This window comes from Clostridioides sp. LIBA-7678, from assembly GCF_056716065.1.
Genome location: NZ_CP196987.1, coordinates 3,133,975 through 3,151,912 on the forward strand (window position 1 = coordinate 3,133,975; position 17,938 = coordinate 3,151,912).

At 28.7% G+C, this 17,938-nt stretch carries 14 protein-coding genes, 1 riboswitch and 1 other annotated feature; of the genes, 4 read left to right on the forward strand and 10 right to left on the reverse strand.

Annotated elements, in window-relative coordinates; all coding sequences use genetic code 11:
• Window positions 1–179 precede the first annotated feature (179 nt).
• On the forward strand, window positions 180–1,256 hold the full coding sequence (locus ACTG46_RS14780; RefSeq protein ID WP_479923067.1) for a pyridoxal phosphate-dependent aminotransferase: 1,077 nt from the start codon (window positions 180–182) through the stop codon (window positions 1,254–1,256).
• An 84-nt stretch (window positions 1,257–1,340) separates the two neighbouring features.
• Here the strand turns inward: ACTG46_RS14780 and ACTG46_RS14785 are convergent, their stop codons facing one another.
• The 7 genes from ACTG46_RS14785 to ACTG46_RS14815 all read right to left on the reverse strand — a co-directional run bounded on the left by ACTG46_RS14785 (window position 1,341) and on the right by ACTG46_RS14815 (window position 8,455).
• Entirely contained in the window at window positions 1,341–2,549 is a 1,209-nt protein-coding gene (locus ACTG46_RS14785) for a dicarboxylate/amino acid:cation symporter (protein WP_054277304.1), read from the reverse strand.
• A gap of 160 nt (window positions 2,550–2,709) precedes the next feature.
• Complete coding sequence (locus ACTG46_RS14790) at window positions 2,710–3,099, reverse strand: YkvA family protein (protein WP_479923068.1); 390 nt, start codon at window positions 3,097–3,099, stop codon at window positions 2,710–2,712.
• Between the two features lie 103 nt (window positions 3,100–3,202).
• Window positions 3,203–4,204 (reverse strand): aspartate--ammonia ligase, encoded by a 1,002-nt coding sequence (gene asnA / locus ACTG46_RS14795; protein ID WP_054271259.1) that lies wholly within the window; start codon window positions 4,202–4,204, stop codon window positions 3,203–3,205.
• Between the two features lie 58 nt (window positions 4,205–4,262).
• Window positions 4,263–4,518: a binding site (T-box leader), on the reverse strand.
• A 131-nt stretch (window positions 4,519–4,649) separates the two neighbouring features.
• A complete protein-coding gene (locus ACTG46_RS14800; protein WP_479923069.1) occupies window positions 4,650–5,840 on the reverse strand; it encodes a MalY/PatB family protein in 1,191 nt (396 codons plus the stop codon).
• Between the two features lie 269 nt (window positions 5,841–6,109).
• Window positions 6,110–7,237: a M20 peptidase aminoacylase family protein gene (locus ACTG46_RS14805; protein ID WP_074178533.1), complete on the reverse strand. Its 1,128-nt coding sequence runs from the start codon at window positions 7,235–7,237 to the stop codon at window positions 6,110–6,112.
• Between the two features lie 62 nt (window positions 7,238–7,299).
• Window positions 7,300–7,785 (reverse strand): YjiG family protein, encoded by a 486-nt coding sequence (locus ACTG46_RS14810; protein ID WP_479923070.1) that lies wholly within the window; start codon window positions 7,783–7,785, stop codon window positions 7,300–7,302.
• Window position 7,786: 1 nt separating this feature from the next.
• Entirely contained in the window at window positions 7,787–8,455 is a 669-nt protein-coding gene (locus tag ACTG46_RS14815; protein ID WP_054271263.1) for a nucleoside recognition domain-containing protein, read from the reverse strand.
• Window positions 8,456–8,839: 384 nt separating this feature from the next.
• On the opposite strand from ACTG46_RS14815, the gene ACTG46_RS14820 reads away from it, so the two are divergent.
• Entirely contained in the window at window positions 8,840–10,864 is a 2,025-nt protein-coding gene (locus ACTG46_RS14820; RefSeq protein ID WP_074178534.1) for a sigma-54 interaction domain-containing protein, read from the forward strand.
• Window positions 10,865–11,015: 151 nt separating this feature from the next.
• Here the strand turns inward: ACTG46_RS14820 and ACTG46_RS14825 are convergent, their stop codons facing one another.
• From ACTG46_RS14825 to ACTG46_RS14835, 3 genes are all read right to left on the reverse strand, one after another.
• Window positions 11,016–12,203, reverse strand: coding sequence for a DUF3798 domain-containing protein (locus ACTG46_RS14825; RefSeq protein WP_479923071.1), 1,188 nt, complete (start codon window positions 12,201–12,203; stop codon window positions 11,016–11,018).
• 202 nt (window positions 12,204–12,405) lie between these two features.
• Complete coding sequence (gene brnQ, locus ACTG46_RS14830) at window positions 12,406–13,677, reverse strand: branched-chain amino acid transport system II carrier protein (RefSeq protein ID WP_054277330.1); 1,272 nt, start codon at window positions 13,675–13,677, stop codon at window positions 12,406–12,408.
• 140 nt (window positions 13,678–13,817) lie between these two features.
• On the reverse strand, window positions 13,818–14,471 hold the full coding sequence (locus tag ACTG46_RS14835) for a pentapeptide repeat-containing protein (protein WP_054271266.1): 654 nt from the start codon (window positions 14,469–14,471) through the stop codon (window positions 13,818–13,820).
• Window positions 14,472–14,799: 328 nt separating this feature from the next.
• A riboswitch (purine riboswitch) is annotated at window positions 14,800–14,901 on the forward strand.
• Between the two features lie 72 nt (window positions 14,902–14,973).
• Here ACTG46_RS14835 and ACTG46_RS14840 point away from each other — a divergent pair.
• Together ACTG46_RS14840 and ACTG46_RS14845 are read left to right on the forward strand one after the other, a co-directional pair.
• The gene (locus ACTG46_RS14840) at window positions 14,974–16,317 is read left to right on the forward strand and encodes an NCS2 family permease (protein WP_054277311.1); all 1,344 of its coding nucleotides are present in this window, start codon (window positions 14,974–14,976) and stop codon (window positions 16,315–16,317) included.
• Window positions 16,318–16,473: 156 nt separating this feature from the next.
• Entirely contained in the window at window positions 16,474–17,838 is a 1,365-nt protein-coding gene (locus ACTG46_RS14845; RefSeq protein ID WP_479923072.1) for an amidohydrolase, read from the forward strand.
• The last annotated feature ends 100 nt before the right edge of the window (window positions 17,839–17,938 follow it).

A 17,938-nucleotide genomic window follows, 5' to 3' on the forward strand; every position in this document is an offset into this window, starting at 1 on the left:
AAAATATCAATTAAAATATTTTTCATCATTTTTAAACGTAAAGTAACAGCTTATCCATACTTTTTTGCTTTTTATCTTAAAAATTTGGAATAAACATTCCTTTGTATTATAATCTATATGTACATGTATTAATCAGTTATTTTTATCAATTATATAATTTTATTTTTGGAGGTACTTTTATGAGCACAAATCATGGAGCTAATTTATATAGTTTATCTAGTAAGTATGGCTTTTCAAAAGAAGAATTTATGGATTTTAGTTCAAATATAAATCCTTTTGGTACATCAAGTTTAGCCAAACAATACATTGTAAACAATATAGATATGGTATCTATGTATCCTGACCCTGATTACATAGACTTAAAAACTTCTATATCAAGTTACTGCAAATGTTCTATAGATAATATAGTCCTTGGAAGTGGAGCTACAGAATTAATCTCATCATTCATACATACAATCAACCCTAAACAAGCTCTTTTACTTTCCCCTGCATATTCAGAGTATGAAAAAGAGCTATCTAAAGTTAATTGTTCTATAGATAAATACTTCGCCAAAGAAGAAGATAATTTTAACATAAATTTAGAAAATCTTATAGAAACTATTAACGCTAAAAATTATGATTTGGTTATCATCTGCAACCCTAGTAATCCTACTGGATTTGCATTTACTAAAATACAAGTAAGAGAAATTTTAAAAAACACAGACTCTTTTTTAATGATTGATGAGACTTATGTAGAATTTACTGATACAAACATATATTCTTGTACTCAGTTAGTTGATGATTATTCTAATTTATTTGTTATAAGGGGTACATCAAAGTTTTTTTCGACACCTGGTATAAGACTTGGATATGGTCTTATATCTGACATTAAGGTTAAAAATGAAATAAATAAAAACCTAGACTTATGGAATATAAATATAATCGCTTCAAAAATGGGAGAAATCATGTTTAGTGATTTGAATTTTATATCAAGTACGATTTCTTTAATGAATACTGAAAGAGATTATTTAATTAAGGAACTTAAAAGCATAAAAAATTTAAACGTATATGATACTAAAGGTAATTTTATATTATGTAAAATTAAAACAAAGGAATTTACTGCTAAAGCTCTTCGTGATAAACTAATTCCACAAAAAATAATAATAAGAGATTGTTATTCATTTGATGGGCTAGATGAATATTTCTTCAGGGTATGTATATTAAAACCTAATGAAAATAAATTATTAATATCATCTCTTAAATCAATTTTCAAATAAAAAAATTACTTTATTATATAATTCTATAAGTATAAAAAATGAGTTATCTCTATTTGAGATAACTCATTTTTGTTTATTAACAAACTAAGCACTTTGTTCTTCTTTGTTTCCTTTTTTACTCATTCCATCATTTATTTTATCTACAACTGCTGCTATTGCATTATCTCCTGATACATTACATGCTGTACCAAAACTGTCTTGAGTTAAGTATAAAGCTATCATTAAACTTGCAAGACCTCCATCTGATGGTATTCCAACCATTGGTAAGAAAGGAAGTGCACTCATTATAGCCCCACCTGGTGCCCCTGGTGCTGCAACCATTGCTATACCTAACATTGCAATATAAGGGAATAATACACCTATTCCATGTGGCATACCATTCATCATTAAAACTGCTGTTGTAAACCCTGTTATTGATATCATACTACCTGATAAATGTATTGTTGCACAAAGAGGCACAACAAATTCTCTGATTTGCTTACTTACTCCATTTTTTTCTGCACAACCAACATTAACTGGTATAGTTGCTGCTGAAGATTGAGTACCTATAGCTGTTAAATATCCAGGTACTTGATTTTTTAACATTCTTACTGGATTTTTTCCTGAAAATGCTCCTGCTGCGGTAAATTGACATGCCATATATACAAAATGTAAAGGTATTACCACTAAGTAAACTTTCCAGAATACACCTAATATTGTCCATACTTGTCCTGCTATAGTTATATTTGCGAAAGTCCCTGCTATGTATAAAGGTAATAAAGGTATAATTACTGTTGACAACGTTTTCGTTACAATTTCTTGGAATTCTTGGAAGAATTTAAATAAGACTTCTCCTTTTCCATGATTTCTTAAAGCTGATATTCCAAGTCCCATTACAAATGCAAACACAATTGCTGCTGTTACATCTACCATAGGCTCTAATGGAATTGTAAAGATTGGAGCTAACATTCCTGCTTCTGGGTCTCCAATTTGTCCTGCTACACTTGCATCAATAAAATTTGGGAAAATTAGCATAGATACTGCAAATGATAATAATCCTGCAATTAGAGTAGAACCATATGCTATTGCTGTAGTTATTCCTAATAATTTTCCTGCACCTGTTGCTAAATCTGCTATACCTGCTGTTACAAACCCTATAATTATAAATGGTATTACAAACTTTAAGAATGCTGAGAATAATGTACTAACTGTTACTAGTATTTGTACTATTATTTCTGGTGCATAACTTCCGATTAAAATACCGACTATGATACCGATGATTAGCTTGGGCACTAAACCTATTTTCTTCTTCATAATATTTTACCCTCCATAATTTTTTAAATTAAGCATTCTTGTACATTGAATACTTAGTTAAATATTGGATATCCACTTATTATGATAATAGAGTTTTACCTCTCCGTCAACAATTTAGCCATTTTTTGTTAATAAAAAAAAGAATAACATATATAAATTGTTATTCTTCTTCATCTTTTATAGAAAATTCTACATTTTCAATTATATTTGAATGTTTATCTTTTTTTGTTATATTTCTATATCTATTAATTTCTTCATTCACAATACCTATGCTCCAAATTAATACTATAATATCATCTATAAATCCAAATGCTCCAGTAAGCATCTCAGGAATTATATCAACTCCAGATACAAAGTAAGATATAGTAAAAATTAAAACGGAAACTACTTTTACTTTATAGACTATATTGATTCTTTTATCCGTCATAAAATCAGGTAGTTTAAGTAAATCAAATATAAAAAGCAAACCAAATTTAGCATTTTTAAATCTCACTAAAATTTTTTTTAAAAAATCTAAAATTATATTAACCATTCTTTTTAGAAATTCCATATTTATCACCTCTTATAATTATAGGTTATTCTACATTATAACCGATATAATTAATTTGATGAGTATATTATATATAAATTTTATCAACTAGTATATATTCAAATTATAACAATTCAATTCCTGCACTACTACAATTTTTAATCATATCTTGTGGCCATACTCCAACCTGTACTTCTCCTATATGAGCCTTTTGTAAGAAATACATACATATTCTTGACTGACCAATACCTCCACCAATTGTATATGGAAGTTCACCATTTAAAAGCATCTTATGATAATCAAACTCTTTTCTATCTTCACATCCAGCAAGTTTAAGTTGTCTATCAAGAGATTCTTCATCAACTCTAATTCCCATTGAAGATAGCTCTAATGCAGAATCTAAAACAGGGTTATAAAATAGTATATCTCCATTTAATTCCCAATCATCATAATCAGGGCTTCTTCCATCATGTTTTTCTCCTGATGTTAGTGTCTTTCCTATTTGAGTTATAAATACAGCTTTCTTATCTTTTACAATTTTATCTTCTCTTTCCTTTGGAGATAATTCTGGATACATATCTTCTAACTCTTGTGATGTTATAAAAGTTATTTCTTCTGGTAAGATTTCTTTTATTCCTTCATACATGCTACATACAAATATCTCTGTATCCTTAAATACTCCATATAGTCTTTTTACAACATCTTTTAAAGTATTTTCATTTCTACTACTTTTATCTATTACCAATTCCCAATCCCATTGGTCTACATAAAGAGAATGTATGTTATCTAACTCTTCATTTTTTCTTATCGCATTCATATCTGTATATAAACCACTGCCAACTTCAAAACCATATTTTTTAAGGGCTAATCTCTTCCATTTTGCAAGTGATTGAACAATTTCTGCATTTTTATTCATAAATGGTATATCAAAACTTACAGCCTTTTCTCCATTTAAATTATCATTTGCACCAGTTTCAGGCAATACAAATAATGGAGAAGAAACTCTTATTAGATTTAGTTCATTGCTCAATCTCATTTCAAAAAAATCTTTTAATTTTTTTATAGCTACTTGTGTATCAATTACATTCAAACTACTGTTATAATCCTTTGGTATTATTGTACTCATATTATTCACTCCCTATATTTATATATTTTTCCATTAAAAAAACCTTTCATCCCTATATAAAAGGGACGAAAGGTTGTCTTTCCGCGGTACCACCCTGATTAGTTTAAAATAAATTTAAACCCAGCTCATAATGTACAGATATTACTCGATACATCCCAATATGATAACGGTTTGGTTCCGACTAAGCCTACTATTTTAAAATTTCGGTTAGCAACTCCAGGATGTTCTTCATTATAGACTTCATATTGGTCTCACACCATCACCAACTCGCTTTAACTACATTCTATAACTACTCTTCCTTTCAAAGTCTTTAAGAATTTAATCTAATAAAATTTAACTCTCTTATGTTTTCTATTTATTCATAATAGTATGATAAGTGATTAGTTAAAATTTGTCAAGTTTAATATTTTTTATTTCTATGCATCCTATAAATTTTTACCTATACTTATAAATTTTCAAATGTAGCCTTTAATCTATCCATACATTCTTTTAATAAAGACTGTGGGCATGCTACATTTATTCTTTCAAATCCTATTCCTTGTTTTCCAAATATATAGCCTTCATCAAATAATACATTAGCTTTCTTAAACATTAAATCTTCAAGTTCTATTTCATTTAATCCATAGTCAGTAAAATCTAACCATGCTAAATACGTTCCTTCTGGATAAACAAGTTTTACTTTTGGTAAATTTTCTTTTAAGTATTCATCAATAAACCTTATATTATTATCTAAATATTCATTCAATTCATTAACCCAATCTTCACTTTCATTATATGCTGCTATAGTAGCTACAATAGCAAAAGGATTTGGTGAAGTTCCAACTCCAACAGCTGTGACCTCTTCTTGATATTTCTTTTTTAAATCATTGTTATTCACTATTATATTAGATAATTGCATTCCAGCTAGATTAAACGTTTTACTTGGTGCTATACATGTAACTATTTTATCTTTGTACTCTGGGCATAATGATTGTAAAGGAGTATGTTTAAATCCTTTTCTAATTAAATCAGAATGTATTTCATCAGCTATTATCCATAAGTCATATTTTTTACATATTTCTACAACTTTTTTTAATTCATCTTCTCTCCATACTCTACCAACTGGATTGTGAGGGCTACAAAGTATAAGTACTTTATTATTGCTACACTTAGCCTTTTCTTCTAAATCAGCATAATCCATTCTATATGTGCCATTCTCATATATCAGAGGATTGTTTACAACTTCTCTATTATTACTTTTTATCTTTGCTTCAAATGGGTAATACACTGGTTTTTGAACTATTACACCTTCATTAGAATCAGTTAATATTCTTACTAAAATAGCAACAGCTGGTACAACTCCTGGACTAAATACAATATTTTCTCTATTTATTTCCCAGTTAAATCTTCTTTTGTACCAGCTACAAACTGCATTAAAGTATTCTTCACTATCATTAGAACTATATCCAAATATTTTATGGTCAACTTTTTTATGTAATGCTTCTATTATTGGCTCTGCACATTCAAAATCCATATCTGCAATCCAAAAAGGTAAACCATCTTTTTGTGCTTTTGGTGAACAATTAGTTCTAAAATCCCATTTTACACAATCTGTCCCTACTCTATCTATTACTTGGTCAAAATTATATTTACTCATTTTACCCCTCCTAAAAATACAAATTTTATAATTATTTAGTATATAACTGGATGTAATTTGGTGTTATTTTACAATTCTACATATTATAATAGTAACACTTTTTTGTCCAATAGATTTAAAATATACTTGTTTTTATGGTTATAGTTTTTTTCAATGTTGTAAAAATAGTTTCAATATATCAAAACAAGATTGCTTATATTAATTATATTTCAACTGACATAAGCAATCTTTTCTATAACTTCTAAATTTGTAAATGTAGAATCATTAGTTTAGATATTACCCAATCTCTTTTCAACTAATCTACACCATATATCAACTCCATATTCCAAAGCCTTTGTATCAAATGTCACATTTGGATTGTGAAATCCTGGTGTAGCATCAGCTCCCAATCCAATATATGTAGTTTTACATTTTAGTTTTTGTGTGTAGTAGTGAAAATCCTCTCCACCAGAATTCTTAAATGTACCTATAGACGCATCTTCTCCCAATATATCTTTTATAGTTTCTTCAGCCAATTTCACAAGCCCTTCATCAAACTCTGCTGCTGGCACTCCATCCTTTGAAAGTAACATAGCCTCTGCATTTATAGAATTTGCAGCAGTTTTTACAGCATGTATTGCTTTTTCTTTTAATTCTTCTATTATCTCATTACTTTCTGCTCTTATATCTAAAGCCATAAATGCTTCATCTGGTATATTATTATATGTTTCTCCTTTAACTGATATATTTGTCACTTTTATGGAGTTTGGTACAGCTGGATTTACTCTTATTGCATTTATTGCACTCACTGCCAAACAAACAGCATCTACTGCATTTACTCCTAAGTGTGGTTTAGACCCATGACAAGTAACACCTTTAATCGTAAACTCCATTATGCAACTAGCACAATGATACATTGCAGGTATTGCCTTTCCAAGTCTACAATCTTGACCAGGTCTTAAATGCATACCTACCATTTCTTCCACATCATCCAATAAGCCAGAATCGATTACTCTTAATGCACCATATAGTTTTTCTTCTCCTGGTTGAAAAAGTATTTTTAAAGTACCTCTCTTTACTAGATTTCTTTCTCTTATTAGTTTTGCAGCTGTTAAAAGCATGGAAGTGTGACCATCATGTCCACAAGCATGTATCATTTTCTTTTCTCCATCTATTATAAATTCCAACGCATCCATGTCTGCCCTTATAGCAAATACTGGTCCTTCTTTTTTAGAATCTATAGTTACTATAATACCAGTTCCTGCAATGCCTTTATTAATATCTTCAAAACCCATTTTTTCAAGTTCCTTTAAAACAAACTCAGATGTCTTATATTCTTCAAACCCTTTTTCTGGTATAGTATGTAAATAATCATACACCCTATGTACGTACTCAATATAATCTTTATTAGTTTCCATAGTATAAAACTCCTCCTTAAAATGTAAACCTTATATTTATATAAAACTTTTATTATACTTACCTATACTACGAAATAATTCATTATAAGCATTGCAATACAACCATTTAAAGTTGCTATCACAAACATATGTGGATAATATTTTGTCTTTAATTCAGCAGTTCCTAAAAGTCTACTCATAAATTGTATCTGAGCACCTGAAAGCAATAACATTGGTAAAAGAATTGCAACATGTGCTTGGCTTATCTGACCTGCTGTAAATAGACCTGCTATTACTCCAGATGCTCCTCCCATTGATATAAATATTGTCATTATTGCAGTTGCTGCAACACCTGGAAGTCCAAATATGCTCATTACAGGTGTAAATATTGTTCCTATCACATCCAAAAGACCTGTTAAATTAAATATAGAAATTATAGCAAAACCAAAGATAACATTTGGAGCCATTGAATTTGTGCTTATTTGAAATCCATTTCTAGCTCCTCCAATAAATGCGTCTATCACATTCCCTTTTTTAGCCCTTACTTCTTTTTTTGCTACTTCACTCATATTAAGCTTCCCCCTTGTCAAATTTATTTAAATATAGTCTAAGTAAGTTTGCTCCAACAAATTTCATAATTAATATTAAAGCAAGTGGTATAAAGATTGGAACATCTCCGATAAATGGAAACAATGCTGCTCCAGAAGCAAAGAAGTTTGTGATTGCAGATGCACCTGAAAATTGAAATGCACAAAATACAGCCTTTTGTTTCTCGTCTATATATCCATCATCTTTAAGTTCTTTAGTCATAGATGCAGCTGCATCAGTAGATTGTAAACTAGCTATCAAAGTCAATCCTGCAAATCCAGGTAATCCTAATAACGGTTTTAATAGTGGACTAAGAAGCTTCTGAGCTGCCTTCATCCCATCTAAATGGTCTATAACTCTAACTATTCCAAGTGCAAACATAACAGATGGTATTAGTGTCAATGCATATAGCCATCCATCTCTAGGACCAGTACCTCCATCACCTCTAAAATTTGCAGCTAATGTACCCACACCATCATTAACAGTTCCTAATGTTCCAAAAGAACCCAGTACATTATTAAAATCCAATACTTTTAATGGCCCTGACGCATCCTTAAATATTCCTGAAAAGAATAATGCACCCAAAATTAATGCTACATACCCATACCATTTTACTTCTACTTTTTCTGTTGCTGATTCCAATTTGCTCATTTAAATTCTCCCTCCTGTTTAATTAAGATTTATTAGTATATCTCTTTAATAAGCAAAATTTGTGCCAACAATTTAATGATAAGGGTTTTATATCCATTTTTTTATTGTAAATTTATCCCATATAATAAATTGCTTATAATTGCTAACTTCTAAAGTATTTAAATACATTATTTTTTTATTACTTATTAAAATACACTTCTTAATATAAAAATATGCCTTAGTTATTTATCAAAAAATATTTATAAATAGGTTTTTATAGGATAAAAACCTATAAAAACCTTTTTTAAATCGAATTTCTAAATTTATCATATTATTTGATGTATAATATAACTTACCTTGTACTTAAAAAAATAAAATAAATATTACTTTGTTAGGAGAAATAGCATGGATAAAAAGAAATTAATCCTTATAACATACGATAAATTGAATAGTAATCATTACAAAGAAGAGTTAATAAACTTTTTTGGAGATGAGATAATCATAGAAACACAAAATATACTCGATGGCATAAAAGAAAATTTAGAAGGAGATGTTGTACTTTCTTTATCACCTTTAACTAGTAATTTTTTAATAAAACATTTTAAAGAAGATATTGAAATTATTCATGGAACAAAAGCACTTTCAAAGCTTGGTTATGAAAAAATGATGCAACTACCTCCTGGTACAAAATCATTACTTATGACCACTAATAAAACATCAGCGTTTGAAATGGCTACCTACCTATATAAAATCGGGATAAATCATATAGATTTTGTACCAACCTATCCAGATTGTGATGAAATATATGATTTGGATACAGCTATAACACCAGGGCAAATTAGATTTATACCAAAATACATAAAAAACATAGTTGACTTAGGATGGAGAAAAATTTCATTAGATACATATATGTCATTACTAGTGGTATTAAAATTAAAAAATGAAAAATTTATAGAAAAATTATATAAATTATCTAAGGAAACACTCAGTCATGACTTTTTAAATACATCATTGGATAATATATCTAAGCTAAAAACAATACTTTACATGACTATTGATGAAATAGGAGATGGTTTAATATTTTTTAATACTTTCAATAAAGTTACTTTTGTAAATAAATCTTTACTTAGTATGCTTGAACTAGATGAAAAACTCATAAAATCTCCATCTTTAATGGATTATCTACCAAAGAGTTTTTTACATAAAATTACGAAAAATTTAAATATAGACAATATGATTATATACATCGATGAAATAGATAAAAAATTCATACTTTCTAAAAAACCATTTTATCTTTATAAAAATATAGAAGGTTGTTTAATTACATTAAAAGATGTAAATAACATCGAGATATTAGAACAAAAAATAAGAAGTGATTCTGTTAAAAGAGGTTATGTAGCTAAATATAAATTTAATAATATTATTGGAAATAGCTCTGTTATAAAAGATTGTATTGAAAAAGCAAAAAAAATGGCTCTTACAGATAATCCTATATTAATAACAGGTGAGACAGGTACAGGTAAAGAGGCCTTCATTCAATCAATACACAATCATTCAAATAGAAAAAATAAACCTTTTGTAGCTATAAATTGTGCTTCATTACCAAGTGAACTACTTGAAAGTGAACTATTTGGATATGAAGATGGTTCTTTTACTGGTGCTAAAAAAGGCGGAAAAAAAGGATTATTTGAATTAGCTCATACTGGAACTATATTTTTAGATGAAATAGGAGATATGCCACACAACTTACAAGTTAAACTTCTAAGAGTTTTACAAGAAAAAGAAATTAGAAAAATTGGTGGTACAAGTATCATTCCAATTGATGTAAGAATATTAGCTGCCACAAATAAAGACTTAGAAAAATTAATTATAGAAAATAAATTTAGGATGGACTTATTTTATAGAATAAGTATGTTTACTTTAGACTTACCTCCTCTTAGAAATAGATTAGAAGATATTCCACTTCTTTTAGAGTCATTTTTAAAAGAGCTTCCCTATAAAAATGTTAAACTGGATAAGTATCTTTTAGAGACTCTAAATTCCTACACTTGGATGGGTAATATTAGAGAATTGAGAAATTGTATTGAATATATGGCTTACATGGGTTCTAATTATCTTACAATAAATGATTTACCTCAAAATATATCTTCAAAATTAAATAATCATCCTGTATCAAATAATGTCTCTATATTTCATGATTTAAGTCAATATGACAAAAACATATGTATTTCTATTTTAAAGTCATTATATATAAAACCTATGGGTAGAACAAAACTAATGAAATTTATGGAATATAATGTCACAGAATATGAAGTAAGAAGTATGCTAGAATATTTAACACTCAATGGATACTTATTTTCTGGCAAAGGAAGAAAAGGTTCCACTTTAACTGAGAAAGGCACAAAAATAATAGAAAATAATATAATTTAAATCTATAGTAATTCATATTTACTTTATCATGTTTTATATAATCCTAAGATTTTATTTTTATATAGAGTTTTATATAAAATAATAAAACTTATTTATTATCAGAAAAAGCTATGAAATTAGTATTTTATTACTAATAACATAGCTTTTAATATTAATAGATTAATTGATTTAAGACTACTAATTGATAATTATAAAGTACCTCTGTTAAAGGTGTAAATTCTGAACCAATACCAAATTTTAATTCTACAAATCCCTCTAAATAATCTTGAGCACTTACATCTTCTTGTGTTAAGTCTCCCTTTACCATTTCAGTAGCAAGATGGATTGCTAATGCTGGTATAAAAGCATCCATTGGCATAGGATATCCTCCAAGCCTATTTGACATACCAGCAGCCTTAGCTTTTTCACTTATCATATCATTTATTTTATTATAATTTTGAGCATCTTTTTTAGATATTTTTAGTCCCATAACCTCAGGATATGTTTGTGTTGGTGATGGATTACTTTGTTCTGCAACTATATACTTTAACTCTAAAGCCTTAGTTAAAATAACTTCATCCATAATCTCATTTACACCAAATACATTTATATCTTTTCCATATTTTTTAACTTGTTTTTCAATGTCTTCATTTAAAAACTGCTTAACCTTATTTTTATCTTCTTCATTATTGATATTTGGTGTATCCACTTGTACAAATTGTAGTCCTATATTTTTACAAGTCTCTTTAATCTTCTCTAGCCTTTTGGTTATATTAGCATCTTTTAAATCATCTTTAGAAGCGTAATGAATAAAAGCCTTTGCTCCCATTTCTTTTGAATGTTCTGCTAATAACTTTCCTCTTTCCTCTATATTAGCCCCTAAATTCACATCAACATACTGGCTTAATTGATTCTTGTCATCTCCCATAGGTGCAGAAATAGTTATTATTTCTGAACGCTTTTCCTTTACCTTTTGTAAAGCTGGTAAAAGACCTGCTTGATTTGTAGATACTACAATTGCCTGAATTTCTTTATCATCAGCCAATTTTACTATTTGATTTATAGCGTTATCTATATTAGAAGTAAAGTTTTCTGGTAATACAACATGCTTTATAGTTTGCTTAACTTTAGCTTTACCATCTTTGTCTTTATCAATTTTATTCTCTTCTTCATACTCTTTTGCCAAGCTTTCTACTATATTATACTGTACTTTGTTCTCAGATAATGGTTGAGTTACTACTGCAACTTTAAAGTCATCTATAATTTCCTTTTTATCTTGCTTGCCTGCAATCAAACTACAGCCTGTAAGTCCAATAATTAAACATATGGATAGCATAAATGCTGTTATTTTTCTAAGCATTAGTTAAAACCTCCTAAATTTGTACTTTCTTATCACTATTACTAATTTTATCATACTTCAAAGAAAAATTATATTATAAAAAATTATATACATATTATTATACTTCAATCTAAAAAGTACTATGGGTAGATTAGGTTTTGATTAAACCTACCCATAGTACTAAAAAAATTATATATTATAAAATTAAATTAATTACAAATTATTATGCTACTTGTTTGTTGCTTTTTATGAAGTTACCAACTATTCCACCCAATATAGCTGGTATTACCCAGTTAAAGCCCAAACCTGCAAGTGGTAAGCTTTGTATAAATGGAACAGCTCCTGTCATTCCATTTACAGCTGATAATACACTAACCACTAACGTAACATATGCTGCACCTTTAAATGCATTATCATTTTTTATATTTTTACCAGCCAACTCCATGATAACTATTGCTAATAAAACAGGATATATAGTTTGTAGGATTGGAACTGATATAGCTATTATAGAGTCAACACCTAAATTTGATATAAGCATACTAGCCACACATATACCTATAACTAGTTGTTTGTAAGTTGCCTTACTTATTCCTTCAAAATAAGTTGATATTGATGCTGTTAAACCTGTAGAAGTAGTAAGACAGGCAAGTGCTACAATTATACCTAAAATTATCTTTCCTACCTGACCATACAGTAGTATACTAGTTATTTCAACTAATAAAGATGCCTGAGGTACACTAGTATCATATATTGTTGAAACTGTTGCACCTAAATAAGTAAGACCACCATATACTAATGCTAAAAATACACAAGCTACAAAACCAGCTTTAATAGTCATTCCAATTTGGTCCTTATCTGATGTATATCCTTTACCCACTATAGACATTAACATTATAGTTGCCATAGAGGCTGCACCTAGAGCATCCATTGTCTGGTAACCTTGTGATATACCTTCACCAAATAGATTTCTATCTATCATATGTTCTGGACTCATAGGTCCTGCTGGTGAAATTATACCTTTTACTATTAAAACAAATAATACTAATAATAACGCTGGAGTTAAATACTTACCTATTATGTCTATAACCTTAGAAGACCTAATTGTAAATGCTAAAGTTAATCCAAAGAAAATCACTGAAAATATCGCTTTAGCTGCTGGTCCATGGTCTCCAAATATAGGTATAATACCCATCTCATATGTTGTTGCACAAGTTCTTGGTATAACAAGAAGTGCTAAACATGCTAGAGCGGCTACACTCATTACTCTTGCTAATCCTTTACCAGCTCTCCTAAGTACATCATCCATGCTTCCCTTACATCTTGCTGTTGCTATAATAACAAGCATTGCTATACCAGCATCTGCAACAACAAAGCCAATAAGAGGAATTAACCAGTCTTTGCCGGATTCCATTCCTAAAAATGGAGGGAACATAAGATTTCCTGCGCCAAAGAACATAGAAAATAAAGCAAAACCAACCACAAAAATATCTCTCATCTGCTTACTCACACCAAACTACCCCCTTTGAAAATATTTTGAATATTAAGATAATCTTACTTTATTTTCAGAAAAATGTCAATCTGGTAAAAATTCACATATTGTTAACGTTTTCCCAATTTATTTTATGAATATTTTTTTCATTTTATTATAATTCCCATCAATTTTGTTAAATCAATTGCTTGTGATACATCAAAAATAGCTCCTCTAATATCGTTTATTCCAACCTCAATTCCTTCAATATTATTAGTAGTAAAATCTACACCAGAAAGTTTACTTCCATTAAAATTGGCTTTTTTAAGATTTGTATACTCGAATACCAGATTATCACTTTTTACTTCTTGAAATACAGAATTCTCAAAATTTGAATCCAAAATAGAAACCACCTTAAATTTAGAGAATGAAAAGTTAGAATACTTACCTAAAACATCTTTGAAAAGAACGTTTTTAAGTATACAATCATCAAATCTAACTCCTATCAATTTGCTGTCTTTAAATTCAACTCTATATATACTTCCTTCATCAAAAAATGTATTTGATAAATTACAGTTTTCAAATACTACATCCAGCAAATCAATCTTTTTTAGATTACAATTCTCAAAAGATACATTTCTAAATATACAAGACTCAAAACTAACTCTTATAGCATCTAAATCACTTATAATTTCATTTTCTATAATTTTATTAAATATTTTTTCATCATTAAGTATATCATCAAGCATATTTTCAAGATTTTCAATAGATTCTAATTCCTCTGTAAATTTAGGCTTTTGTACTTTAATAACTTTAGTCATTTTCCCCTCCACTATAAATTATATTCTTTTTATCACCATTTTATTTAATATATTAACTTAATATATATATTTGATATATTAAAAAGTTTTTACGAAATATTCTTGTATTCAGTACATTTATAATTATATCACAAACTTATCTATAATAAACTTCCATTAATAGTATAAGGCATATGAACATGGCTCATATTATGTCCATACATATTTTATTATTAAAAAGAATAATTTCTAATAATAAATAACCTTAATTTTTTATAAAATCGACAAAAAAACGAATAATTTTATTAAATTTATTGTAAATAATACAATATTACGATATAATACAACAGAAAAACAAATAGAAAATGTTCATATAATATTAGTAATATGGTCTAATAGTTTCTACAAACTCACCTTAAATGAGTTTTCTATGAATAGAATGTCAACTTTGAATATATATTCTATTCTATCTATATGAATATATATTTTTTTGTTTATATCTTAAAGTTTTTTGGAGGTAAAAATGGTACCAAATACTAACAATGTACAACCAGATGGAAATAATTCATCATTGAGCTTTTTAGACAAAATGTTTAAATTTAGCGAACGTGGCTCTAACCTTAAAACAGAAGTGATAGGTGGAGTTACTACATTCTTAACAATGGCATATATAGTTTTTGTAAATCCAGCAATATTATCTGAAGCTGGTATGGATAAAGCCGCACTTATAACTGTTACTATATTAGCTACAGCCATTGGTACACTAATATTTGCACTTTTAGGAAATGCTCCATTCGCTCTAGCACCTGGTATGGGATTAAATGCATTTTTCACATACTCTTTGGTTATAGGAGCAGGAATCCCGTGGCAAACAGGTCTTGGAGTAGTCTTTTTATCTGGCTGTGTATTCTTTACACTCGCAGTAACGGGTCTTCGAAAGACCATTGCAGACGCTATTCCTAGAGAATTAGCAGTAGCTTCTTCAGCAGGTATAGGTCTTTTCCTTGCTTTTGTTGGTTTAAAAAACATGGGTGTTATAATAGCAAACCCAGATACTATAGTTTCACTTGCCGATTTTACACCAACAGTTTTAATAGCTCTTTTTGCTCTTATATTAATGGCAATATTAGAATATAAGAAGGTTAAAGGTGGGATATTAATAAGTATAGTTGTTGCAACAATAATATCTATTATATTTGGATTTGTAGAATTACCAACAGCAATAATTTCAAAACCACCTAGTATAGCACCAATTGCTTTTAAATTAGATATTATAGGAGCATTGAAATTCTCATTAATTGGACCTATATTCTCTTTCATGTTTATAGATATGTTTGATTCATTAGCATTTCTTATTACTTGTTGTAAACAAATGGGTCTTGAAGATGAGAATGGTGAAATAAAAGATTTAGGAAAAATGTTATATGCAGATGTTTCTTCTACTTTAATAGGTTCATTCTTAGGAACTAGTACAGTTACAACATTTGGAGAATCTGCTTCTGGTATAGCAGCAGGTGCAAGAACTGGACTTGCTTCTGTAGTAACAGCAGCTTTATTCTTAGCCACACTTATATTTACACCATTGCTTGGTATAGTTCCTACTTACGCCGCAGCACCTGCACTTGTTATGGTTGGTGTGTTCATGTTCGAAAGTATAAAGCAAATTGATTTTGCTGATAGCAAAATAGCAGTACCTGCTTTTGTTACAGTTTTATTGATGCCTCTAACTTATAGTATAAGTATTGGTTTATGCTTTGGATTTATTTCATACATAATAATGCATGTTGTAGCTAAAGAAACTAATAAAATCAGTATTACACTTTGGGTTATAGGTTTACTTGCAGTTGTAAATTTAGTTCTAAGTTAATATTTTAAAATATATAAAATAAAATCTTATTTATTTTTAATTTATGAATAGCAAAATCAATTTTACATATAAAAATGATTTTGCTATTAACTTTGTATAGAAAATTTATTATCATAATATGTGGATACAAAAATATATAAAAAAGGAAGGATACTTATGTCACAATTACTTATAAAAAATGCATATCTAATTACTATGAATGCGGATAGAGAAGTATACGAGAATGGAAGTATACTTATTGAAAACAACATTATAAAAAAGGTTGGCAAATTTGATAGCAACATTGCTGATAAAGATGCTGAGATATACGATGCTAAAGGAAAAATATTAATGCCAGGATTAGTAAATACACACGTTCATTTATCTCAACAATTAGAACGTGGTCTTGCAGACGATGTTGTACTTTTAACTTGGCTTAGAGAAAGAATCTGGCCATTTGAAAGTAGCTTTAATTATGAAGATTCATTAATCTCATCCACTGCATGTTGTATTGAGTTGATAAAATCTGGTGTTACTACATTTTTGGAATCTGGTGGTCAATATGTAGATGCTATGGTTGAAGCTGTTGACAAAACTGGACTTAGAGCATGTTTAGCTAAATCAGTTATGGATACAGGAGATGGACTTCCCGAAGCATGGCAAAAAACTACAGATGAAGAAATCAATACTCAATTAGACCTATTCCATAAATTTAATAATACATCTAATGAAAGAATCAAAATATGGTTTGCATTAAGAACTATTTTTAATACAACAGACGAATTACTTATTAAGACTAAACAACTAGCTGACAAGTACAATACAGGTATACATATGCATATTGCTGAAATAGCTGATGAGATTTCATTTGTAAAACAGAAGAATGGAGTTGGAACAGTTGAGTATCTTGATAAATTAGGTATATTAGGTCCAAATCTTTTAGCTGCTCACACAGTTTGGCTTACTCATAAAGAAATTGATTTATTTAGATTACACGATGTAAAAGTTTCTCATAATCCAGCTGCAGCTATGAAAGTAGTTCTAGGATTTGCATCAATTCCTGAAATGTTAGAAAAAGGAATACCAGTTTCAATTGGTACTGATGGAGCACCTTCAAATAATAGAATGGACCTTATGAGGGATATGTATTTAACTTCATTAATACATAAAGGTAGAACTTTAAATCCAACAGTCATTCCTGCTGAAGAAGTATTAGAAATGGCTACTATAAATGGAGCAAAATGTGCTCTATTGGAAAAAGAAATTGGTAGCCTTGAAGTAGGAAAAAAAGCAGATATGATTATTCTAAATCCAGATACAATTCATTCCTTACCAATGCATAATCCAATTGGAAATATAGTTTATTCTATGACTAGTGAAAATGTAGATTCTACAATTTGTGATGGTAAATGGCTAATGAAAGAAAGAAACGTATTGGTTGTAAATGAGTCTGAATTGTTAAATAAGGTTAAAGAACAAGCTTCTAAAATAAAAGAAAAAGCAGAAGTTAAAATTCCTTCTAAATTTAAAATTATAAAATAATACAAATTTCAATTGTTTTGTAAATATGAATATATAACTTTGATTATACATCATATATACAAAACAATTGTTTTTTATCTGCTTCAAAAATAATTTAGCT